19 protein-coding genes are annotated in these 22,256 nt (G+C 52.5%); all 19 read right to left on the bottom strand.

Going from position 1 to position 22,256, the window contains the following annotated elements; all coding sequences use genetic code 11:
* Positions 1 to 86 precede the first annotated feature (86 nt).
* Positions 87 to 476, bottom strand: coding sequence for a DUF350 domain-containing protein (locus EDM21_RS05475; protein ID WP_157333584.1), 390 nt, complete (start codon positions 474 to 476; stop codon positions 87 to 89).
* Positions 473 to 1,141, bottom strand: a complete 669-nt coding sequence (locus tag EDM21_RS05470) for a signal peptide protein (RefSeq protein ID WP_338043932.1) — start codon at positions 1,139 to 1,141, stop codon at positions 473 to 475. Before EDM21_RS05470 ends, EDM21_RS05475 begins: the two co-directional genes overlap by 4 nt.
* The gene (locus EDM21_RS05465; protein ID WP_157333582.1) at positions 1,134 to 2,342 is read right to left on the bottom strand and encodes a glutathionylspermidine synthase family protein; all 1,209 of its coding nucleotides are present in this window, start codon (positions 2,340 to 2,342) and stop codon (positions 1,134 to 1,136) included. The genes EDM21_RS05470 and EDM21_RS05465 overlap by 8 nt, the downstream gene beginning before the upstream one ends.
* Positions 2,342 to 3,322 (bottom strand): hypothetical protein, encoded by a 981-nt coding sequence (locus EDM21_RS05460; protein WP_235918038.1) that lies wholly within the window; start codon positions 3,320 to 3,322, stop codon positions 2,342 to 2,344. The genes EDM21_RS05465 and EDM21_RS05460 overlap by 1 nt, the downstream gene beginning before the upstream one ends.
* Positions 3,323 to 3,360: 38 nt before the next feature.
* The gene (locus EDM21_RS05455) at positions 3,361 to 3,576 is read right to left on the bottom strand and encodes a hypothetical protein (protein WP_157333580.1); all 216 of its coding nucleotides are present in this window, start codon (positions 3,574 to 3,576) and stop codon (positions 3,361 to 3,363) included.
* A gap of 349 nt (positions 3,577 to 3,925) precedes the next feature.
* Positions 3,926 to 4,807: an alpha/beta fold hydrolase gene (locus EDM21_RS05450; protein WP_157333578.1), complete on the bottom strand. Its 882-nt coding sequence runs from the start codon at positions 4,805 to 4,807 to the stop codon at positions 3,926 to 3,928.
* A 212-nt stretch (positions 4,808 to 5,019) separates the two neighbouring features.
* Positions 5,020 to 5,886 carry a 5'-3' exonuclease gene (locus EDM21_RS05445; protein ID WP_235918075.1) on the bottom strand — a complete coding sequence of 289 codons (867 nt, stop codon included), beginning with the start codon at positions 5,884 to 5,886 and terminating at the stop codon, positions 5,020 to 5,022.
* 232 nt (positions 5,887 to 6,118) lie between these two features.
* Complete coding sequence (locus tag EDM21_RS05440) at positions 6,119 to 9,448, bottom strand: phospholipid carrier-dependent glycosyltransferase (RefSeq protein ID WP_157333573.1); 3,330 nt, start codon at positions 9,446 to 9,448, stop codon at positions 6,119 to 6,121.
* A 335-nt stretch (positions 9,449 to 9,783) separates the two neighbouring features.
* Positions 9,784 to 10,959 carry a DNA sulfur modification protein DndB gene (locus EDM21_RS05435; protein WP_157333565.1) on the bottom strand — a complete coding sequence of 392 codons (1,176 nt, stop codon included), beginning with the start codon at positions 10,957 to 10,959 and terminating at the stop codon, positions 9,784 to 9,786.
* Positions 10,959 to 12,095, bottom strand: coding sequence for a DNA sulfur modification protein DndB (locus EDM21_RS05430; protein WP_157333563.1), 1,137 nt, complete (start codon positions 12,093 to 12,095; stop codon positions 10,959 to 10,961). Before EDM21_RS05430 ends, EDM21_RS05435 begins: the two co-directional genes overlap by 1 nt.
* 220 nt (positions 12,096 to 12,315) lie before the next feature.
* On the bottom strand, positions 12,316 to 13,509 hold the full coding sequence (locus EDM21_RS05425) for an aminotransferase class I/II-fold pyridoxal phosphate-dependent enzyme (protein ID WP_157333561.1): 1,194 nt from the start codon (positions 13,507 to 13,509) through the stop codon (positions 12,316 to 12,318).
* A 192-nt stretch (positions 13,510 to 13,701) separates the two neighbouring features.
* Positions 13,702 to 14,790, bottom strand: a complete 1,089-nt coding sequence (locus tag EDM21_RS05420; RefSeq protein WP_420850639.1) for a site-2 protease family protein — start codon at positions 14,788 to 14,790, stop codon at positions 13,702 to 13,704.
* A gap of 48 nt (positions 14,791 to 14,838) precedes the next feature.
* A complete protein-coding gene (locus EDM21_RS05415) occupies positions 14,839 to 15,198 on the bottom strand; it encodes an arsenate reductase family protein (protein WP_201280757.1) in 360 nt (119 codons plus the stop codon).
* Positions 15,199 to 15,452: 254 nt separating this feature from the next.
* Complete coding sequence (locus EDM21_RS05410) at positions 15,453 to 16,439, bottom strand: RluA family pseudouridine synthase (RefSeq protein ID WP_157333555.1); 987 nt, start codon at positions 16,437 to 16,439, stop codon at positions 15,453 to 15,455.
* The gene (locus EDM21_RS05405; protein ID WP_157333553.1) at positions 16,436 to 17,005 is read right to left on the bottom strand and encodes a cob(I)yrinic acid a,c-diamide adenosyltransferase; all 570 of its coding nucleotides are present in this window, start codon (positions 17,003 to 17,005) and stop codon (positions 16,436 to 16,438) included. The genes EDM21_RS05410 and EDM21_RS05405 overlap by 4 nt, the downstream gene beginning before the upstream one ends.
* A 296-nt stretch (positions 17,006 to 17,301) precedes the next feature.
* Complete coding sequence (locus tag EDM21_RS05400) at positions 17,302 to 18,981, bottom strand: cobyric acid synthase (RefSeq protein WP_157333551.1); 1,680 nt, start codon at positions 18,979 to 18,981, stop codon at positions 17,302 to 17,304.
* Positions 18,982 to 19,214: 233 nt separating this feature from the next.
* Complete coding sequence (cobD, locus tag EDM21_RS05395; RefSeq protein WP_235918037.1) at positions 19,215 to 20,327, bottom strand: threonine-phosphate decarboxylase CobD; 1,113 nt, start codon at positions 20,325 to 20,327, stop codon at positions 19,215 to 19,217.
* A 106-nt stretch (positions 20,328 to 20,433) separates the two neighbouring features.
* Positions 20,434 to 21,300 carry an adenosylcobinamide-GDP ribazoletransferase gene (gene cobS, locus EDM21_RS05390; RefSeq protein WP_157333549.1) on the bottom strand — a complete coding sequence of 289 codons (867 nt, stop codon included), beginning with the start codon at positions 21,298 to 21,300 and terminating at the stop codon, positions 20,434 to 20,436.
* Positions 21,276 to 22,253 (bottom strand): adenosylcobinamide-phosphate synthase CbiB, encoded by a 978-nt coding sequence (cbiB, locus tag EDM21_RS05385; RefSeq protein ID WP_157333547.1) that lies wholly within the window; start codon positions 22,251 to 22,253, stop codon positions 21,276 to 21,278. The genes cobS and cbiB overlap by 25 nt, the downstream gene beginning before the upstream one ends.
* Positions 22,254 to 22,256: the final 3 nt, after the last annotated feature.

Genomic DNA, 22,256 nt, shown 5'->3' with positions numbered 1-22,256 from the left:
AGAACCCCCTGCGGCGTCCCTATTCGGGTCGTCTTCCAGGGGGTTCTTCTGCAAAGATCATCCGCTGCAGATGCAGCCATCTTTTTTTAAATAATCAGACTGCTCATCGCAAAAGCAACGCCTACATAAACCGTAAGCAGTAGAATACCGACGGCTGTATTGCCGTTCTTAAGATGTTCGGACAGCTTGACGCCCGGCGTCAGCCAGTCGAAAATGACATAGGTAAGCAGCAGGCAGAGATAGCCGATTCCAAACCAAAGCGCCATATGCAGGATAGAGGAATTGGTATACGCCGCGACTCCCAGAATAATGGCCGTCCCCATAAATTTACCGCCAAAAGCCAGGCCCACCGCGTTATTTCCTTTGCTGAGCTCTTCCAGATCGTTGAACGGCGTTATGAAGCTGAATATCACCATACCGGCAAACTGCAGAACAAGAATTACGATAAAACTGATTAATAAATCAAAACCGATCAATTGGCCCACCCCCTGAACTTCGACATCGCTAAATCATAATCGGAGAAATCATGTACTTCTTCGAGCACCACTTTAACCCGCTTTTTATCTTTTAATTCCGCATACCGTTCTTTGGAAATCGGCTGCTTGATGTTATGTCCCGAAGGGAGCTTCACGACTGCGAAATCGCGCTCTTTGCTTTCATACTGGGTCTTGTACACGCCGATCAGATCAACCTCTGTCTCGATTTGAAGCTTTAACTGATCCATATCGGTCTTTGCTTCTTTTTCGGTTTTGAAGGTCTTGAGAGGCGTCCAGGCGGAGAGCGTCACATCGTTCTTCCCGTCTGAAGCGGTCTTCATCTCGGCCGTCATAAAGCTGAGCACCCAGACATTATCGCCTGTCGCGTAGTTGTTATCGTTAGGCAGCATCTGATTGTTAGGCTGCAGGGTCATATCTCCCCCGATCAGATCCCCTACTTTGGACTGCTCGATTTTATAGTCCCATGGAACTACAGAAGATTCCGCTGAACTTGAAGAGTTCTTGGACGGATCTAGCACATTCGTTTTATCCCCGGCGCATGAAGCAATCAAACCAAGCAGCACAAAGGCTACAATGATGCCGATGACGATCCGGTTGCGCATTTTGCGCTGCTGGGACCTGCCGGTCATAGAATTCTTATTCAATTTGGTCAACTCCAATCGCCACAAAATGACTCGCATTGCCCGTAATCAAGCCGCCCGCGCGGCCCAGAAGTCCGCAAGGCTCGCCGTTAATCACGAACATGCCGGTGAGCAGCCGGTATTCGCCTTGGGCAAGCTGAACCCTCGGCAAATCGGCCCGCTCCTGGTACACATTCTCGAACAGCGTGCTTGTATCAAAGCCTTCTTCGTCCTGGATATCCATATCCCCGGAAGAGGCATACATGCGCACGGAACCGCCTTCACGACCAAACATCGATTTGGACACGTAACTGCCCTCAAAAACCGGCTGGTTATAGGTCGGAAGCATATAGCGTTCTATCGCTTCGTGTTCTTCACGGGTGAACAGCTGCACACCCATTTCATGCAGCCCCCAGATCACAGCCTGCAGCCCTTTGGACTGCAAAATAATGGCATGAATAGGATTGAACAAATTCAGGCGGCCTGTTTCAATCGCATACGCGAGAGCTTCCCCGCCGTCATCCACGCCCATCCATTCTTTGGGGTACAGAGCAAACATGCCGGAGATCGCCCGGTTATCCGAATCTTTGAGAATCCCTTCGTCTACCCACAAATCGAGGCAATCCACACAGCGCATCTGTCGCCCGCTATGCTTCACCAGCGCATCGATGGTTCCGGAATCCTCCAGATGCTTGCCGTAATCGATGCAAGCGGCTGCTTCCGGCTGCTCTACCGACCAGGCCTGGCGCACCAACTCCCCCATGACGGCGTTCGGACTGCAGTACCCGTATTGACGGGACATCCATGGCGTCACGATAGAAGATTCCACGTACCCGGTCGGTGTATCCGCATTCAATTCAAGCAGCTTCACCCTGCCGTCCTCGGACACGCTGAAGTCAAACCGGGCGTACCGGCTGATAAGGCCGGGCGGCCCCGGTTCGAGCTGATCGAGCCCATCCCAGAGTACCTCGGGAATGCTCAGCATCTCATACAGATCACGCCTGCCGAATACAAAACGCGCTCCTTTATCGAAGACGGACCAGAGCATCCTGGAAGCCTGCTTTACGTCTTCGTAGACTTCTCCATTCATAACGACGAGCTGATCGATCCAGTACTCTTCGGCCCCGATATCGGCCCATGTAAATCCCATCCCGGCCAGTTCAGCCACACGGGCTTTGCGGTCTTCAAGCGGCTGTCCGACCACACGAAACGCTCGATTATTCATTAGCTGCCGCTGGAAGAACTGCCGGACGAGCTGAAGCCGCTCGATTTACCGCCGATGCTGCCGGACGATGATGAACTGGATTTGCTTGATGAGCTGGAGCCGGATGAACCGGAAACACTTCCGGATTTGGTGCTCGTTGACCCCGATTTGGTACTGCCTGAAGAATTCGATGAGCTATTATTCCGGGAATTAATCGTAGACTTACTATTAAACGCGCCCGTTGTATTCGAAGTCTTGGGTTTGACCGTCGAATTCGAAGTTTGTTTGTTCTGGAATTTGGTCGAATCATAGGTCGGAACCGAATATGGTTTCTTAGTCTTGTAATCATAAGCCGGCCGCGAACTGCTCCATCCTCGTGATGAATAGGATCCGCCGCTGTTGAAAATAAGATGGTACAGCATTAAATCTGTCCAGTCGAGTCCGTTGTTATATACGATCGGAGCACTGGAGCCCGTACCTGCAGATCCGCCATTGGTTGGGGTTGGAGTCGGGCTCGCTTGGCCTGCCTGATCCGGGAGCGGAATGTTCCAGTCCATATTCGGATCAAAATAGGTCTTCACATCTTCGTTCGACCATTCAATCAGCTTCGGCTCCGGCTTGCTCTCCGAGAATGCGGCCGGGACGAGCAGCAGATTAGCCGCCAGCACCATACCCAGCGAGGTGCTCAGTACGCGGAGCGGCTTCGCTGTCCGGGAAGAACGGGCCGGGCCCGCAGTTGTCCTGCGTCTGGCGTCATCCACTGCCGCTTCGGCAGGCACCGATCCGGCTCCATCGGCTTGGCTGCTCTCTGCTTGATCAGCAGCAGGGTGGACTTCATGCGCCGCCTGTGCTGCCCCGGCTTCTATGGAAGCCGAAATAACTTCCGTCACAGCAGGCAGCTTGACTTGCTGCAGCGCGTCTGCCTGAAATTCAGCGGTGTTCCATTCGATGGCCTGAAGTTCCGGTGGCTTCTGTCCGCTATGTTTACTCCTCACCTTCATTGCGAATCCCTCCATTGTCTGACTTTCTAAGCTTGAATTTATTCACTGTCTTTCTTGACCGGGATAACCAGTACTTCCAGCTTCTCGTTCTCTACATCGAGTCTGCCTTCGATCATCTCGTATTCTTTCCCGCCGACCAGCAGGAAGTTAGCTTGCTCCATCATCGTGAACATAGCCTGGCTCCAGGCTCTCTCGTCGATTGTTTTCAAATCACCGTTCTCTAATTTTTCAATAATACGCACACTTGCTTCCATGGGGTATCATCCTTTCAAACTTCGTATTGGAAAATATTCATGCTCTTTCTAACGTTTGAGCAGGGATTTTGTTTCATTTTTTTGTGAATACCCAGGAATGTTTCATCCCCTACCATACCAAATTCAAGAAATAGAGGGAACCCTTTTTATGACTTTTGTCCTAAAAAGACAAAAAGCGGACCGCAGCTTAAGCTGACGATCCGCTGTATTTCAGTCGTGTCCTTAAAAAGACAGAAGGACATCCCATCTACCCGACTTTCGCATGGAAAAGCATGGCTCCGCCCAGACATGCCGATACAGTAGGGTAAATCTTCCATACGCATGGACGATACTGATCCAGCACGTTTAACTAGGCATCCACTGTTAAAAATCGGATCATTTCACGGTTAATATGATATGCTTGTTCATGATTAATGCCATGCCCTGCATCTGGAATAATTTTATAAGGAACCTTGTTCATCTCTAAATCCTTAATCGCAGCAGGATAATTGGATAACCGATCATATTGCCCGATTAGGAACAGCGCTTTCCCTTTCAAAACGGAAATGTCTTCGTTCGTAAATTTCTTATATTTGTGGTACATCATCGACTTGTTATTAAAGTATTTGCGCAAATACGTCCAGTGGGTCATAAGCTCTTGGTTACTCTCAAAAACGGTAGAGGTTGGGGCACATAACTTTCTCAGCAGCTTCTTTGTATTCTTCTCGGAGGCAGGCAGCAGAGCTTCCGGCAGGAACAGCATGGCCATTCGAAGCATATTGACTTTGGTACTGCCCGCTAATGAGATTACTTTATTCACCCTGTCAGGATTCGTAATCGTATAGTAGCTGGCTATGTAAGAACCGTTGGAGACACCTGCAAGATTAACCGTTTCCAAGTCGAACCACCGCAGGATCTCGTCAATCCACAGCGACTGATCGAAGGTTTTCATATAATTGGCATTGGGTTCGCTTTTCCCGGGTCCCCCTAATGTATCCACAGCGATTACAAAAAAATGTTGGCTCAGCTCGGACATATTAAATAGCCACATCAAAGCGGAATTGTCACCCACCCCGTGAAATAACATCAATGGAGGATTGTTCCGGTTACCGGCAGTAAGGATATGTGTATGACCATAGGTTGTAGGAATATCGCTTTCTTCCACTTCGACTCCCCACAGGCTCACAAGTCTCTCATAGGATTCAAAGATAAGTTGTTTACCCTCTGGTTTTTTGAATCTATTTATGACCATATGCATCATCCTCAATTTAGTTTTCATCCCTATATTTACCACGAATTTTAATCTGACCTCTTTTATTTGTAAAGGATATCGGGTTATTTTGAAAAAAATCCGCTTTTTTTGAAATATTAATGGCTTATAAAAATACAAAAAAGCGACCGTCCCGGTGAAATAAACCCCGAGTCGGTCGCCGTGTAAAGATGTTCTCCTGTCATGTCTGTTTATCAAGCTATACAATGGGCACTCTCCAGCACTTTAACAAGACCGCCAAATTCTAATTCCTCGAACTTGCGGATGGCTGCTTCTTTGCGTAAGCTCCACATACATTCATTCAAGTCACATTTAATCGGTACATCCACTTTAATCGTTGCTAAATTTCTGGATAAGTGCAGCATTTCCAAATTCTCTTCGATTTTTGTCCGGACACCCTTCGGCAGCTTATCCAGGTTTTCAAGAACACCCTCAACGGATTGATATTCGAGAAGTAATTTCAGGGCAATCTTCTCACCAATCCCCCTTACTCCCGGATAATTGTCACTGGTATCTCCCATGAACCCTTTCAAGTCAATCACTTGCAAAGGTTTAAGCTGCTTCTCCGCCATTAATAAATCCGAGTCGTAGACCGCATAATTTAATTTTCCTTTTTTCATGATGACCACTTTCACACGCTCACTTACCAATTGGAGCATATCATGGTCCCCGGTCAAAATATAGACTTCGGAGTCGATGCTCAGTTGATTGGCCAACGTCCCCATGCAGTCATCCGCCTCATAACCTACCAGTCCGATATTGGGAATCCCCATTTCCGCCACGACTTCCTTAATCAGATCGAATTGCGGAATTAGCTCAACAGGGGGTTTAGGACGATTCCCCTTATAATCGCTGTACTGTTCGGTCCGGAATGTTGTGCTTCCCATATCCCAACAGCAAATGACATGGGAAGGTTTGAACGTATTTATTGCATCAAAAAAATATTGAATAAAGCCATATACAGCATTTGTAGGCAAACCTGAGCTGGTTTTTCTTATATATCCGCTATAGGAAGTTGCATAGAAAGCTCTAAAAAGAATGGCCATCCCGTCTACAATCATAACCTTATTTTGATTTAACACTACACTTCTCCCCAATCCAAAACATGATCTATTTATTTTAACACTTTTACGAATAGGACTCCATGGCAGACAAAGGGTTCCAGTCTTCACGGATTGCATAGAAGCGTAACTATTTATTGAAATACGGAGTTAAAAAAGACTGTCCCCTGTTACGCCAAGAGACAGTCCTATCGAATTTCACACAATTACCGGGTACATATCGCCAGCCGCCCTAGAAATAATTCCATCCCGGCAGCCAGCGCAGCCATTCGGTATAAGATTTATCGACCACCAAGCCAGAAAGCAGAGGATAGAAAATGACGAACAGCAGTGCGACTGCCGCCAGATACACGTACCCCCAGCGTCTCCAGTGCGGTTTGGTTTCGAAAAGATGCCGGATAAAGAACGTGATGATCAGAATCATGAAGGGAACCATCGCAAAGTAGTGGTATATAAATGTCAGTCTCGGCACGAGCATCCAAGGCAAGTACTGGGACGCGTAAGCGATAAGCAGGAACCGCAGCGGCTTGTTGCGTGTCCTGAAAGCCAGCCAGACGGCAAGCAGAACACAGATCAACCCCGGCCACCAGATGAGCGGATTGCCGAACGATACAATACTCGATACACTATCCAGGGGAACGAATTCCCCTTTGTAGTACCAGATCGGCCTGAGCATCAGCGGCCATTCCCACCAGCTTGAAGAGAATGGATGCGTCGCAACGAGCTCACTGTGGTAGCTGTACATATGCTTCTGGTAGGTAATGACATCAGCCAGACCATGCCCCGGTCCCGGCACCATCATGAACGGAATGTAAGAGGCCACGTAAATGCCCGCCGGAATCAGCACGTAGAAGACGACGCAGAACAGCAGCGTGTAGATCGTATAGCGCGGGAACTTACGTACCTTTGCGGTCCATCGCTGCACTTCCTCCTGCCTGCTCTCAGCCGTGCTCATGCTTACAATGGCCCCCAGACTGTCGCGGGCTGCCGCTTCTTGCTGGATGAGCATATTCGAGGCAGATCCGCCGGACGAGCGGTCGCTCTCCCCCCCGTTATGCTCCTCCCATGTCAGCTTCGGATCTCCGCTTTCAGATGCTTCGCTCTGAGCCTGCTCTCTTGCCCATTCTTTTAGTTTACGCTTAGCTTCCCTATACTCCCCATAGCGCTCCCACAAGCTCAGGGCAAGCAGTACGGCAAGGCCTGCGCCTCCGTAGAGCACAATCCATTTGGAGGCGGCTCCAATCCCGAAGACTACTCCCGCAAGGCCTAACGGCACCAGCGTCCGGCGCCATGAAACCTCGTAGAAGTTCATCGTCGTATACCGGTACATCAGCGCGAACATCAGCATGATGAAAAACACGCCATACACATCAATCGTAGAGATTCTCGTCTGCGCAAAGTGCATAAAATCAAAAGCGAACAGGAAAGTCGCAATTGCCGCATATTCCGTACGGCCCAGCAGCCGCTTCGCCATCATATACATGAGCGGAAGCATGGCTGCCCCGAACAGCGTGCCTACAATGCGCCAGCCGAAAGGATTCATTCCGAAGAGAGCGATCCCCGCCGAAATGAGGACTTTGCCCAGCGGAGGATGGGTGCTCTCATAAGGTTCGATCCGATATAAATGCTCATAGGCTGTTCGCGCATGATAAATTTCATCAAAATAAGTGCCATCCAGATAAGTTGGAGCAGCAGGCACGATCGCCTGCTCGTCAAACAAGTTAGCATGCTCGGCCGAACTGGCGGCTGCTCCAGATTCACCCGATGCCGAGTCCTGCTCGCCGGCTGGAAGCACCTTAACCGGGAGCGGTATATCCGACACGCCATCGAAGAATGCCACCTCGTGCAGACGAAACCCGGTGTCCATCGGAATGATTTTGACATACCGGGTATTCACTTCGGTCTTAACGACGTTCCATGTAAACACTTTGACGTAGTCCGATTTCACATCCACCGGCCGGTCCCACACCACTCCATCGTCGGAGAATTCGAACCGGAACGAACCGTCTCCGGCGCCCGCATAATTATGAATCCGGGCGATGTGCCTGGATTCACCGAAATCCGCTACGATCTCATCGGATGTGGCCGTTGCCGGTTTCCAGAAGGTCTCCGGCGCCTGGGAAGACCCCAGATTAATCAGCGCGATAACCGTATAGACAGCGGTGATAAGACCCGCAAGCCCTACATCCTTCCTCGTCCACAACGGTTCGCGGGCAGCCAGTGCGCCGTCCCGGTCCCGGACCACAGAGCCTCTGGTCGTCAGACCGGCAAGCAGGCCCCTTTGCGTGTGAACGCTTCCTTCCGTATTCCGCTCGTTGTCTGTGCCGGACGCCAGCAGAAAAGCATACCTCCACGCGAATACGAACAATATCAGGTTCACGGCCGACACTGCGACCAGAACAGGATCTTTTACAGCAATATGGTAAATATCGTTCGAGCTCTGCCAGAGGACATACCCTACGTTGAGGAAGCTGGTCAGGCTGAAACCTCCGAACAGCAGAAGCAGACGCTTATCCTTCAAATACAAATAAGCAGCAAGCAGCAAAAGCAGCCCGTAGAACAGGTAACGTTCGTGCATTTTGGTCATCAGCATAAAAGCGGACGTGGCGAACAGAAAGCCCATATAGAAGCCTGCGCCTTTTTTGTGAGAGGTTCTTGCATAAAGGACCAAGGAGAACAGCAGGGCCAGCACAAAAAAGATCGTGCCCCACCCCGTATAATTCATCGAAAACAATTGTCCGTCAGCCGTCTGGAAGTTACCTCCGAGCAGCGCCATGAGATTGAACGCGTTAAGCGAGGCGTACGGGTACGAGGCCAGCGTACCGAAGTACAGCTTAAAGAGCCAGAGCGGCTCCAGCTTCCATGCAAAAGGCAGAGCCGGAAGCAGGAAAGCCGCCGCACCCGCAGCAAAACTCGCGGAGAGTGTCCGCCACCAGCCCTTTTCCCTCGCTTGCTGGAACAAGGCAACCAGGAAGAACGGACCGAACAACAGTCCCTGCGGCTTCAGCAGCACGGCAACGGCAAGAATAACCGCCGCCGAAACAAAGCGCTTCTTCTCCAGCTGCAGCAGGAAAATCAGCACAAACAGCATGAATACGGAATCCACCTGCCCCCACCCGGCCGAATTGATCCAGATAGCGGGATTCAGCATATAAAGGGAAGACAGCAGGGCCGCCCTGGACGACGGGAATGTCCGGGCTGCCAGCTTATATAGGAGAACAGAAGACAGCAGATCCGCTGCCATCGGTACCGTTTTGAGTATCAGCAGAGACCAGCCTGACTCCCAGCCGATTTGAAGACCGCCGCATAAAGCACCAATGATATACAGCACATACATATACCCCGGCGGGTAATCCAGAAAATAATCAGGATCGGAATACAGCTCGCCGAACCCTACTGTGTATGCCCGGTCCGCCCAGGCCATAAACGTACGCACATCCGCTTCATAGCCAAATACATTCGGCGCTACGAGTAAACGGATCACGACGGCTGCTGCCAGCACGAGCGCGAATAAAGTGTGCCGGTTACGGGCCGTTCCCGGCATCGTTTCACCGATTTGCATGCGTCCACTCCTTTGCAGCTTTCTATGCTTTTCTTGTCAGTTCTTATTATGGGGGAAGGCTTGCACGATTGGCAAACACATTTCCAACTGTCGCCTTTAACTAGATAAAGACTGTAACTAATCTATACAGCATAAACAGCCTGTTTATGCTTCAACAGGCCGCTTACGGTGTATCGCTTGAGCTTATCCTGCATGATGTCTCCGGAGGCTCTGTCCGGCATACAAAAAAAGGACTCCGCCGGACCCTCCCAAAAGCGGAATGTCCAGCAGAATCCCTTTAGCTTGTCCGGTTATAACCAGCCTTCAGGCGGACAGCAGCGCTGCCCGTTACTGCATTAAGCCGGTGAAGCGGATTTCATTCCCTCTTCCGGCTCGATGCCCTCCATGAAGAAGCTCACCAGTTTCCCGTGCTTACGCAGAGACTTCTCGTGAATCAGATTCAGCTTCCCGTTATCCAGCGAGCCAAAAATGTAGATCAGCTCCTCGTTATCATGGGACCAGTCGAACCCTTCAAACATCCGCAGACACTCGGTCCACTCCGGATTGTATTCCCCATTCTGGAACAGGAACGAATTCGCATACAGCGCAATGCTTTCCTGCATAACCCGGTTCGCGGACGTGACCTGCACAAGTCCGGGCTGCTCCGGCATCATCGGCAGAATCGTGTTGAAGAACTGGTGCAGAATTTCCACATACGTCGACATGTCTTTGCGGATTTTACGCTGCAGCTCGTAGGACGACTGCATTTTACCGGAGAACAGCATGACGGCCGTCGAGTACATCCAGGACAAGCAAGTGAAGTTGCGGTTAAAAGCCGTCAAGTTGCTGCGTCTCTCCACACCTGCATTCTTCAGCAGCATATTATGATCGACCACCTGCTGGATGACCAGATTAAGCGGATCGACCGAATCGAAAGAATGACCCAGCTCCTTGCTTACAAGCTGCACTTTGGAATTGATGTCCCCGAACAGCTGCTGCTCCTCCACCTCACCGAGTCCGATATAAATCTGCACAGCCAGCTCGCTTTCCATCAGACCCAGACGTCTAGCCTCCATCTGTTCCAAAAGCCCGTTCACCTGCGTAATCTCGTCAGCCAATTCCGGATTGTCCGCTTCCTTGCGGTGGCGCACTCGCAGAGAAGCCAGCTTGCGCTCGATGCGCTTCACTTCCTTCTGCATCTGTTCATTGACGAACCCGAGCGCCAGAATGCGGTGCTGACCATCGAGGATACTCAGCTTAGAGCCGTGGCGCAGGAACAGATCCTCCTTCACACGCGACAGCTGGCTTACATCGCGCAGCGACAGGGTGACCGGTCCGAAGAATACCTGATCGAGCTCCCGCTCCTGGAGATAAGTCGAAATTTTGCGGCGCTGCATTTTACTCAGCTTCCGCTGTACGATGGTATCAATGGTTGTGTAATTGAGCAGATCCTGCGCCTTAAGAGCCACGGTCGCAAGGCCAAAACGCTCACAGAAAGGATGAATCGTCATCCGCAGGCATAAACCGTCCATTAGCCGACATCCTCCTTATCGCTGATCAGGAACAAATGCTGCTCCTGGTAGAAAGAGCGGATATATTGATACGCTTTCATAATTCGCGAGCGGCGCGGCAGGCGATCCTTCTCATCTCCGCTGAAGATCGCGGACCAATCGATATGAGGCAGTATTTTAGTCGCATACTCCAAGCCGTAACGGTTGAACTTCGCACTCTTGGTCGCTTCCTCGTGGAAGAACAAGGCCAGCGCGATCTGGATATTCTCCGACCAGGCCGCTTCCCCTTTGACGGGCGCCGGCAAATATTTCAGCAGCTGCTGAAAATAGAAGGAGCTGTGGGACAAATGCTCCGCTACCGCTTCCTCATCATAATGATACCCGTTATTGCGTGCACCCGACTTCATCCGTCCTTCGAAGAGCGCTACCAGAATCTCGATGAGCAGGTGGTATGTAAACAGAAATTCCGGCCCTTTCCCGCGTTCCGAGAACATGTCCACCGGAATATGCTGCATGACCGGAGCCTTCTCCACAAGCTGGGAAGCCGTCACATGGTAGAACCGGCGCTGATCGCGAAGCACGGCCAAGTTACCGCCGATTTTGCGGGGCAGCTTATTAATATCGGAGAATAGCTGCCTTTCCTGTTTGGCATCGATATCGAGATAAATCATCGTCGATACAGGGAACGCGTACAGTCTGCTTAATTTCTCCGTTATTTCTTCCATGCGGTCATACTCCCTGCGGTCTTTTGCTCTGGCCATCTGACTTTGCAGGGTTTCCATTAAACGCTGAAAAGCAGCCAGACGGTGCTGACCGTCGACCACATACAATTTCTCAATGGGCTGAAGCTGAAAAACATGCTGCTCCGAATCGTAGCTTCCCGCTCCCCTTGCAGAGAAAATAACGCCCGGGAAATAAATCGGCTGATGGTTATCCAGATAGAGGGATACATAATCCATCAGCTTGGACAGATTGCGGGGAATGATGGAACGCTGAACTTCCAGGTCAACCTCATAGATAGAAAAAAGCTTAGAAATGGGTAAAGTTGTTGAGAGCGTCGCTTGTCCGAAGGTCTGCCCGAGCGCACCCGGAATTTCCACCAGGGAAGAAGGCTTCTGCTGCGACAACAGCTCGGATAGCGAAAAGATAGAATCCATAATTAACTCCTTTCAAACCTGTTTTAAAGGATGCCGGACTGCTTGTCCGGCAGTAGAAGGATAGACCTGCACGGTTCCCGTCAAACCTGCATGAAATTAAGCAATGCGGGTACGGCTTGGGTAGGACAGGATCCTATCGGTTTCCTATCAATTTCAATCTCTACTACTTTACTCATTGTTAGCACTTTTTCCTTCTTTGAAACGGGTATATTGGAAAATTTTATGTATTTCTTTCAATTTCGCCAATAGACTTCCATATTTCCCCGATTCTTGACACGGCTTCGCCCAGTCTTTCCTCCGGCTGAACAAGGGCCATACGGACGTACCCCTCTCCCTCCGCTCCAAAAGCATCTCCCGGAATTACAGCAACTCCAGCACGCTCCAGCAGGCTGCGGGCAAAATGCCGGGACGTCCAGCCCTCAGGAATAGGGGCCCAGACGAACATCGTCGCCTTAGGCAAAGGCACGTTCCAGCCCATTGCCCGTAGTCCGTTCACCAGCACATTGCGTCTGCGTTCATAGACGGCAGAGATAGCTGCCGGGAAATCAGCTTCCTCTTCCAGAGCGAGTACCCCAGCCTGCTGAATAGGAAGAAAAATGCCATAGTCGATGTTTGACTTCAAAGTCCGCAGTGCTGCTATCGCCTCCGCATTGCCGGCAAGAAAGGCAATCCGGCATCCGGCCATATTGAAGCTTTTGGATAACGAATGAAATTCGACTGCGCGGGACTTGGCGCCCGGCAGCTCCAGAATACTCATCGGCTTGTAGCCGTCGAACGCAAGCTCCGAATAAGCCAGATCATGCACGATAAGCAGATCATGACGCTCCGCGAAAGCCAGTGCTTTCTCATAGAAAGCACGGTCAGCCGCCTCGGGAATGGGATTGCCCGGATAACTGAGCAGCAGGAACGAGGCTTGATCCGCTACATACGGCGGAATCTGGTCCAGCTGCGGAAGGAAGCCTTCCGCTTCCTTGAGCGGGAGCAGGATGGGCTCCACACCAGCAAGTACCAGACTCGCCGCGTAGATCGGATAACCGGGGTCCGGTACCAGTGCAGTGTCGCCCGGGTCGCACAGCGACATAGCCAGATGGGCCAGGCCATCCTGCGAGCCGAGCAGAGCCAGCACTTCGCGGTCCGGGTCTACCTCCACGCCGAAGCGGCGCTGCATCCAGCCGGCAGCTGCCCTGCGGAATTCCGGAGTTCCTTCCGACCCCGGATAGCCGTACGCGTGGGGGCTGAGGACCGCTTCGGACAGCGCCTTCATCACTTTGGGAGAGGGCGGGAGATCCGGACTGCCGATTCCAAGATCGATAACCTCCATCCCTTTCTCCTCCGCCTCCCGTCTCCACCGGGCCACCTCCGCAAAGATGGCTGAACCCAGACTTCCAATTCTTTTGGATCCTGTAATTGTCATAGCACGCTTCTCCCCTGTTCTTAGAATCTATTACTCACGGATGTTTCTTACTCTACTTCATCATTCCCCCTTCTTCTCTTCCTTTCCTGCCTGTAAATAAAAGAACTCATAAGCCCGTGTCGACTTATGAGTTCTGTTTTCCATGAGTTCTCATGATGAATAGTACACTCACCGCGGGTTTATTCGCCCGGGTTAGCTAGGAGGCAGCACGCCATGAATCCAGTTCATCATCGCGAGCAGGTAAATGGCAAGCCCTGCATACGCGATGCCGAACTTCCAGCGGGAAGCGGTCGGAACCTCATAATAAGCATCGTTGTCGTATGGCTCCAGTTCCACATCGCAATGAAGGATAAGATGGAGGCCATCCTCACGGTTAGCCCTTTCGATTTTGGTAACCTGGACACGGTGGACAATGGATTGACGAGGCAGAAGGAACTTGGTTTCAAAATCAATCGCGTCCCATGAAACCTGGAGCATCTGCGCGCCTGCGTTTTCTTCGCTGGTATCCGAATAAGTCGTAAAATCCAGATTCCGCTTATGGTCTTCCCCCGGAATCATATATCCTTGCTCCAGCAAATGCTGCGCCGTCATATCAAAGCGCGGATGAAAATGGAACAGCTGCGGTTTGTTGCGGTATTTGACGAACTTTTTGTATAAATCCCAAGCGAACATAATCCAGATGATCAGGAACAGGAAGCTGCGCAAATAGATAATAACCGCAAGACCTCCAATTAATCCCACCAGCCATAGCCACCGGGTCACAGCTGTGGAAATCCGTCCTCCATCCAGCGGATGAATCGGCAGTAAATTAATCAGATTCAGAAAAAGTCCCGTATAAGCGATGGAGATCAGAATACCGGAATCCAGATACATACCTAATCCGAAGGCCGCTGTAGCTCCTATCGTTCCCAGCAAAGGTCCTCCATACGCGATGTAAGCTTCGGTTACCGCGTCTCTGGGGTTGCGCTTCATCGTAATCAGCGCGCCGAGAAACGGGATGAATAAGGGCGCGGACACAGGCAATCCTTTGCGCTTAGCGGCAAAAACATGGCCTAACTCATGGATGAAAATCATCGTCACAAGTCCGATCGCGAACGGTAGCGGTGCTATAAGCGCATAGCCGGCAATCGTAATCGCAATCGAGATGAAGGTCGCTCCGAACTTGCTCAGTTTCAGAAGAGGAATCAGCACTTTGAGCTGCGTCAGCAGGAAGGCGAGGATAGCTCCAAAAACCCACAGCGGGTTTTTCTTTTTCGTTTTAGAAGAAGGGTTCTGAGACAACTGCATTCACTCCTTTCCAGATGATTGGCCTGATACAGCCGAGGATTGTCAGCCCCAAACCTGCTCAAAATCAGTTTCTTTGAATCCGACCGTTACTTGGCGGCCATCCGTTACGATCGGACGCTTAATCAATCTGCCATTGGATGCCAGCAAAGCCAGCTTCTCATCTTCTGACATGGAATCCAGCTTATCTTTCAGCGCCATCTCTCTGTACACTTCACCGGAAGTATTGAAGAATTTCTTAATGTCGAGCCCGCTGTTACGGACTAATTCCCGAAGTTCATCTGCAGTCGGCGGCTGTTCGAACAGAGGAACGGTGCTCGGCTCCAATCCTTTATTTCTCAGCCATTTCACAGCATTGCGGCAAGTACTGCACTTGCTGTATTCATACACGGTTACTTTCATCAGAAGAAACACCCTTTCCATAAATAATTGCGCGCCGCACTATGCGGCTTCCCTGATGCGGCGAGCACTCTATATATTCAAAAACCTCCGCTGCCGAGCCGGCGGGAGGTCAGAACAACAAACGGTGGAACCTCAGCTTTCCAGCAGCACGTCTTTATACGCAACCCAGCGCGAAAAGTTCCACTCCGCCAGAAGGCAAATAAGGGCAGCGGGCCGCTCTTGTACGCGGCCGGTCAAGATTATGCCGCTCCGCATGATCAGCCGCAGGCGTCGATAACTGCCTGCATATCCGCCGGCAGCGGAGCGGTGAACTCCACCCGGTTCCTTGTGCCCGGGTGGTCGAACGCCAGGCGGTACGCATGCAGCGCCTGGCGTGAGAGTTCGCATCCGGCGGCGGCGGCCGCCGGGAGGTGGGCGGAAGGGTCTCCTTCCGCCTCCGTGCGCAAGCGGTCACAGGCCTCCGCCGCTTCGCCGCTGCCCGCCCCGTACATCTTGTCACCAAGAAGCGGATGTCCGAGGTGTTTCATATGGACGCGAATCTGATGCGTCCTGCCGGTTTCGAGCATGAGCCGCACCAGAGTAAGGCCGGCATAGCGCTGCACGACTTCGTAGTGCGTGACCGCGCGGTAGCCATCCGGCGTTACAATGCGGACATGCGGCTCTTCGGGATCCCGGTCGATAGGCGCATCAATCGTCCCTTTATCTTCCGCTACGCTTCCGTGCACAAGCGCAAGGTACTCCTTATGGATCGTGCGGGCGATCATCTGCTCCGAAATTTGCTGGTGCACATACGGATTTTTGGCAATCGCCAGTACCCCGGACGTTTCCTGATCGAGCCGGTGAATCGGCCGGAACCGGACATTCTCACCGCGCTGTTTCCAGTGATGAACAACCCCGTTAGCGATTGTATTGACGTAATGGCCGTGCGTCGGATGGACAATCATGCCGGGTTCTTTGTTTACGATAAGCAAATGCTCATCCTCATACAGAATCTCCAGAGGAATATCCTGCGGCAGAATATCTTCGGACTCTTCTTCTTCCATCCGCAATTCGATCCGGTCTCCGCTCTGTACTTTGATCGAGATGTATTCTCTTCGTCCATTGACCGTAATCCCTTGCTCCGTCTGTTTCAGACGGGAAACCAGCTTGCGTGATAAACCCAGCTTGTTGTGCAGAATCGTCTTCAGATAAAAACCCTCCTCTTCGGGAGGGACCTGATAGATTATAGGTGCGTAGTAGTTCATGATTTCCTGCGGAACACTTCAGCACTGCGCAGGTATTCCACATCAGACTGCCCTTCGCGGAAATTAGCCGTTCTTGCCAGAGTAAAGAACAGATCCGATAAGCGATTCAGATAGTGACGGACATCGGAATTAATCTCTTGCGTACGGGCCAGTGTTACAACGCGTCTTTCCGCACGGCGGCATACCGTCCGGCACACGTGCATAGCCGGAGAGGATTGGCTCCCGCCCGGCAGAATAAAGCGGGTAATATCCGGCGTTTCGGCATCATACTTATCGATCCATGTTTCGAGGTTCTCGACCATGTCCGAATTAACCTTATACGGCCTCTTATCCTGCTTAAGCAGTGCAAGGTCGGAGCCGCAGTCAAACAACTCATGCTGAATCGTAAGCAGATCATCGAGCATATCGGCGAATTTGGCCGGATCAAGGAAGCCCATCGCCTGACCCACAAAGCTGTTCAGCTCATCCACGGTACCGTATGCTTCTACGCGATCGTCATCTTTATCGACCCGTCCTCCGATGACGCCTGTTTTTCCCGCATCACCGGTTCTTGTATAAATTTTCAAGGAAAATTCCCCCAGTCTTTATCATTGATTCTTATTCATGAGCCCCGAATTACGCATCCGGCTTCACGCTTCATTTCCGCTTAGCTGCAAGGAGACTCTCCATAGGCCATTAAACCCGTTTCAAACCTTCTCTTCATCATAGCGCCCACGAACTAACAGCGCAAACATGCTTTTCTTGTAACAAGCAATTGCGCCTTCTTCGCGTCCCTATACATGGGTAACTCCTTGATTCACTCATTCGCCCTGACCGTACATACCGGCCGTCCTTAATTGTAAGTCTAATAGAGTTCTACTTGCTAGTCGGAGAGTCCTGCAATCTCATACAGCTTCGCCATATCGAGATGGGCACGGACATGCACTGCAAGCCGGTCGAAGGCCTCTTCTCTTTTCTCCCGGTAACGAAGCTCCGCCTGCAGCGGCTCCCAGCCTTTGCCGAGTCTGACCTCATTTAACCAGGCCCGGCGGAAATCATCGTTGTGCAGCACCCCATGCAAATATGTTCCCCATATGCGTCCACCATCGGCGGAAGCTCCGTCGGGGTGATATTCGGCAGCTGCTTGCCGGGTGCCGCCCGGAGACTGAACACACACACGAAGCCGGAAAGGACGCTCCACATCCGCTTTGGTCACATGCGTTTCCCCCATATGGATTTCGTAGCCCTCTACCGGCAGCCCGCAATTACTGGCGAACAAGCGGCAGATTCCCTCGGCCCGGACCGTTTTCTTCACAGCCGTGAATTCCGTTCTTACAGGAAGCAGTCCCAGTCCTTCCAGCTCTCCGGTGAAACCGGATTCGGCTCCGGAACAATCGGAGAGACTTTCCCCGAGTATCTGGTAACCGCCGCATATCCCGGCTATATATCCGTTCTTCCGGGCATACGTGCCGATCCGGGCAGCCAGTCCGCTTTCACGCAGAAAAAGCAGGTCCCCTATCGTGTTTTTGCTTCCGGGGATAATCAGAATATCGGGACTTCCCCAGTCGTCCGGTCCGGTAATATAGCGGACATGGACATCAGGCTCCTCATGCAGCGGATCGATATCGGTAAAATTAGAGATTCGCGGCAGACGAAGGATACCGATTTCCAGTACATCTGTCCGATCCCGGCTGGAGGAATGCAGCGTCTGCGTCTCCAGTCGTTTTTTGGAATCCAGCGAAGCCGAATCTTCATCCTCGATTCCCAGCTTCGGATAGTACGGAATCACGCCGAGCACAGGTTTTCCTGTCCGCCGCTCCAGCCAGTCCAGCCCAGGCCGCAGCAGTCCGATGTCACCGCGGAATTTGTTAATAATAAAGCCCTTCACCCGGTCTCTTTCATCAGGTTCCAGCAGCTCCAGCGTACCGACAATCGCCGCAAAAACCCCGCCGCGGTCAATATCCGCTACGAGAACAACAGGCGCATCCGCCCATCCCGCCATCCGCATATTAACAATATCGCGATCCTTCAGATTAATCTCGGCCGGGCTGCCAGCCCCTTCAAGAATGACGAGTTCGCTGCTTTGGCGCAGTCTATCCAGAGCTCCCCGGACAATTCCCTCCGCAACAGGCAGATAGGATTCCCGATACTCACCCGCATCCATATCCATCAGAGGCTTGCCATGGACGACAACCTGTGAGCGCATATCACCAGTCGGTTTTAGCAGAATCGGATTCATATCAGTCGTAGCCGCAATCCGGCAGGCATCCGCCTGCACACCCTGCGCACGCCCAATCTCACGGCCGTCTGGAGTGACATAAGAGTTAAGTGACATGTTCTGCGACTTGAACGGCGCCACACGCTTACCGTCCTGGACGAAAATACGGCATAAGGCTGCCGTAACAATACTTTTCCCGACATCGGATGCAGTTCCTTGTATCATAAGCGTCCTCGCCAGACGAAGGGCCGTTGAAGATCCGCCTTCCGTTGAATTCAGACCGCCCTCCGACATAGAAGAATTGACCGAACCCATCCTGCTTTCTGCCGCTTCGTTATTACTCATCTGCTCTTCCCTCCCTCCGGTGTCCGAACCATCCTCACAGCCTCATTAAAAACTGCCATGCGGTTTTCATGGGGCATCCATGCAGCTTTCATGCGGCTTTCATGCAGCTTCCATGCAACTTTCATGCGACTTTCATACGGCTTTCACGCAGCCTTCATGGGGCCTTCATGGGGCTTTCATACGCCTTTCACACAGCCGTCAAGCTGCTTTCCTATCATGCAGCCATCTCCCCGTTATTTCGGCGCCAATACTTCTGCCAGCACTGAAATCAGGCGCTCATTATCTTCGCGGAGCTTCACGGCAACACGGAAGTAAGAATCGGTTAATCCTTCGAAAAGCGAAGCGTCGCGGATCAGAATGCCGTGCTCGCCCATTTTTTGCTGAAGGTCCCGTGCCGTAAGGGCAGATTCCTGCGGAAGACTGCAGAGAACATAATTGATGTCACTGGGCGTAACGGTGAGCCCCAGAGAGGCAAGCTTCCCGCGAAGCCAGGGATTCTCCTCCCGGAGCCACGCAATCGTCCGCTCTGCGAAAACCTCATCATTCAGAACGGCACTCCCGATCAATTGCGCCAGGAAATTCACGCTCCACGGTACCTGCAGCTGACCCATCTGGCGGATAACATCCGGATGCGCCACGACAAAACCGAGGCGGATACCCGGGACGGCATAGAACTTGGTCATGGAGCGAATCACATACAGATGCGGGCTGGCTGCCGCCCTCCGCAGCATGGTCAACTCCGACTCTTGAGGCACAAAATCAAGGAAGGCCTCATCCAGAATGAGCGGATGCCCAGTGTCCGCTATTTCATGCAGCAGTGCACGGGGCAGAATACGGCCCGTCGGATTGTTCGGCTGACCCAGGAACAGCGCGTCCGATTGCTTGAACGCTTCCTGCACATCTTCCCTTTGAAGCACAAAATTATGGCGTGCATGAAGCGGAATATTGTGAACACGTCCGCCAGCTTTATGTACCGCATCCTCATATTCGCTAAAAGACGGCCTCGCCAGCGCCGTTACGCCTGGTTTAAGCACGCGAACGATCAGATCGATCAGCTCAGCAGCTCCGTTCCCCACCAGAATGGATTCCATAGGCACGCCGTACTTGACTGCGATTTTCCCGCGCAGCTCTCTGACAGCCGGGTCCGGATATTTCACAATATCCCGCCACTGATTGTGCAGAATATTCTCCACCGCTTCCGGCGGTCCCAGCGGATTCATATTCGATGAGAAATCCAGAAACTCTCCCCTGCTTCTCCCGAATTTCTCCTCCGCTGTCAGCAAATCTCCACCGTGTCCGTAACGCTCAAGCAACGTCCATCCCTCTTCCCTTGTCCATTTTTTCAATAGATACCGATCCCATTTATAGGAAAAAAGGCTGGGAGTCCTCCATTCGGACTCAACCCGCCTCACCGAAAACTAAGCAATGCAGCTTCACCTGACTGCTGCCAAGCTAGAAGCCAAATTGAACCAGGGCCGCTATGGCAAGGAGCAGCACGGTCTCCAGCAGTTCATTCAAAGCCCCGTACGTGTCGCCGGTCAAACCGCCAAGTTTGCGTGCGATCATCGAAGCCAGTACCCACCCCGCAGCAAATGTGAGGGACAACAAAACCACCGCAGTCAGGATAACCTGCCATACGATTCCGAGCGAGGTTCCCCATAGCACATCGTACGGTATCTGGCGGCCCAGCAGTTGAAAGATGCCTAGAACTGCCAGACTGATTCCGAATGCGAAAGCCGCGGCAGCGGCAGCAAACGGCTTTTTCCCTCCTGAAAAGAAGCCGCCCATGCCCCCCTCACGCCTTGCATACGGCCAGAAAGCGACGGCGGCCGTCATAAACGCCCGGCTCCAGACGGGTACCAGAACGAGTAAGGCGCAAGCGGCCTTCCCGGATGAGTGAAGAATCGTGTACAGTGCGCTCCATTTCAGCAGAATGACGAGCACACATACAATGACGCCCATGGCTCCGACCCGGCTGTCTTTCATGATCTCCAGCATACGCTCCCGCGGGCGGTGGCTCAAGACTCCATCGGCCGTATCCATCAGGCCGTCCAGATGCAGAGCCCCCGTAAGGCCGATCCAGATGCACAGAAGCAGGACCGAGGCAGGCAGCTCCGGCAGGACGATGCCCAGCAGCCAGGCAGAACCCAGCAGCACATAGCCCAGCAGAGCGCCGACGAGCGGGTAGAAGGCCAGACTTCTGCGCAGGACAGCCGGCGTCCACTCAATCTGCACGGGAACCGGCAGACGAGTGAGAAACTGCAGCGCGGCGGTTAAGCCCAGCAGCCAGCTTTTTAATTCAGTACCCAGAGTGCGCATAGAAGCCCTCCCGCCATCCAGCCGGTAGCCCCGTACAAGAGGCGCACCGCTGCGTTAATATCTTTGCGGCTAAGCGGACGCAGCGGCCAGCCCATGCGGGCACGCTCGCTTATGACCGTGCCGTAAACATTGCGGCCGCCCAGCTCAATGCCCAGCGCACCCGCTACGGCGGACTCGGGAATGCCGCTGTTAGGGCTCGGATGCAGCCTGGCGAACCGGCTGATGGACCGTGCGGCCCGGAGCGCGTCCATACGAGGCTGCACAGCGGCAGACAGCACAAGCAGCAGACCCGTCAGCCTGGCCGGAATCCAGTTCATCACATCGTCCCAGCGGGCAGAAGCCCAGCCGAAGTGCAGGTATCGCTCGTTCTTATAGCCCACCATGGAATCCAGGGTGTTCGCCGCGCGATACAGCATCGCCAGAGGAGCCCCGCCGATCAGAGCGAAGATTAACGGCGAGATGACCCCGTCGACCGTATTTTCGGCTACAGTCTCCACGACGGCCCGGGTCAGCTCCCCTTCGTCCAGCTGCGCCGTATCCCGGCCTACAATGTAGCCGGTGTACTTGCGGGCATCCGCCAGATTCCCGGCAGCCAGCGGCACCGCTACCAGCATCGCCGCATCCTTTAGCCCTTTGACCGCAATCGTGGTCGAGATGAACCACGTGGTGACGGCATAGCCGAGCCAGGGGTGAATCTCGCCCGCTGCCCATGTCAGGGCAAGCATGATGCCGCAGGCGGCCAGCATCGTGGACAAGGCCAGCACCACGCCCCTCCATTTGAGGGCGTGCGGCGTGATGGATGTGCGGCGGCGGAGCCGCTTTTCCATCCAACTGATCCAGCGACCGATCCGAATAACAGGATGCGTCGGCCATTTGGGATCGCCGATCACAAGATCAATGGCAATAGCCGCAAGCACCATGCATATGATTTCATTCCATGTGTATATAAGCATTAA

Source organism: Paenibacillus lutrae, assembly GCF_009757775.1.
Taxonomy (GTDB): Bacteria; Bacillota; Bacilli; order Paenibacillales; family NBRC-103111; genus Paenibacillus_F; species Paenibacillus_F lutrae.
The sequence above is the reverse complement of the archived record's forward strand: the minus strand, read 5'-3'. Positions and strand labels throughout refer to the sequence as shown.

Coding starts and splice junctions, on each gene's coding strand:
- EDM21_RS05465 (WP_157333582.1), bottom strand. CDS start 2,342: ATGAATAATCGAGCGTTTCGTGTGGTCGGACAGCCGCTTGAAGACCGC.
- EDM21_RS05460 (WP_235918038.1), bottom strand. CDS start 3,322: ATGAAGGTGAGGAGTAAACATAGCGGACAGAAGCCACCGGAACTTCAG.
- EDM21_RS05455 (WP_157333580.1), bottom strand. CDS start 3,576: ATGGAAGCAAGTGTGCGTATTATTGAAAAATTAGAGAACGGTGATTTG.
- EDM21_RS05450 (WP_157333578.1), bottom strand. CDS start 4,807: ATGGTCATAAATAGATTCAAAAAACCAGAGGGTAAACAACTTATCTTT.
- EDM21_RS05445 (WP_235918075.1), bottom strand. CDS start 5,886: ATGATTGTAGACGGGATGGCCATTCTTTTTAGAGCTTTCTATGCAACT.
- EDM21_RS05440 (WP_157333573.1), bottom strand. CDS start 9,448: ATGCAAATCGGTGAAACGATGCCGGGAACGGCCCGTAACCGGCACACT.
- EDM21_RS05435 (WP_157333565.1), bottom strand. CDS start 10,959: ATGGACGGTTTATGCCTGCGGATGACGATTCATCCTTTCTGTGAGCGT.
- EDM21_RS05430 (WP_157333563.1), bottom strand. CDS start 12,095: ATGGATTCTATCTTTTCGCTATCCGAGCTGTTGTCGCAGCAGAAGCCT.
- EDM21_RS05425 (WP_157333561.1), bottom strand. CDS start 13,509: ATGACAATTACAGGATCCAAAAGAATTGGAAGTCTGGGTTCAGCCATC.
- EDM21_RS05410 (WP_157333555.1), bottom strand. CDS start 16,439: ATGAACTACTACGCACCTATAATCTATCAGGTCCCTCCCGAAGAGGAG.
- EDM21_RS05400 (WP_157333551.1), bottom strand. CDS start 18,981: ATGAGTAATAACGAAGCGGCAGAAAGCAGGATGGGTTCGGTCAATTCT.
- cobS (WP_157333549.1), bottom strand. CDS start 21,300: ATGCGCACTCTGGGTACTGAATTAAAAAGCTGGCTGCTGGGCTTAACC.
- cbiB (WP_157333547.1), bottom strand. CDS start 22,253: ATGCTTATATACACATGGAATGAAATCATATGCATGGTGCTTGCGGCT.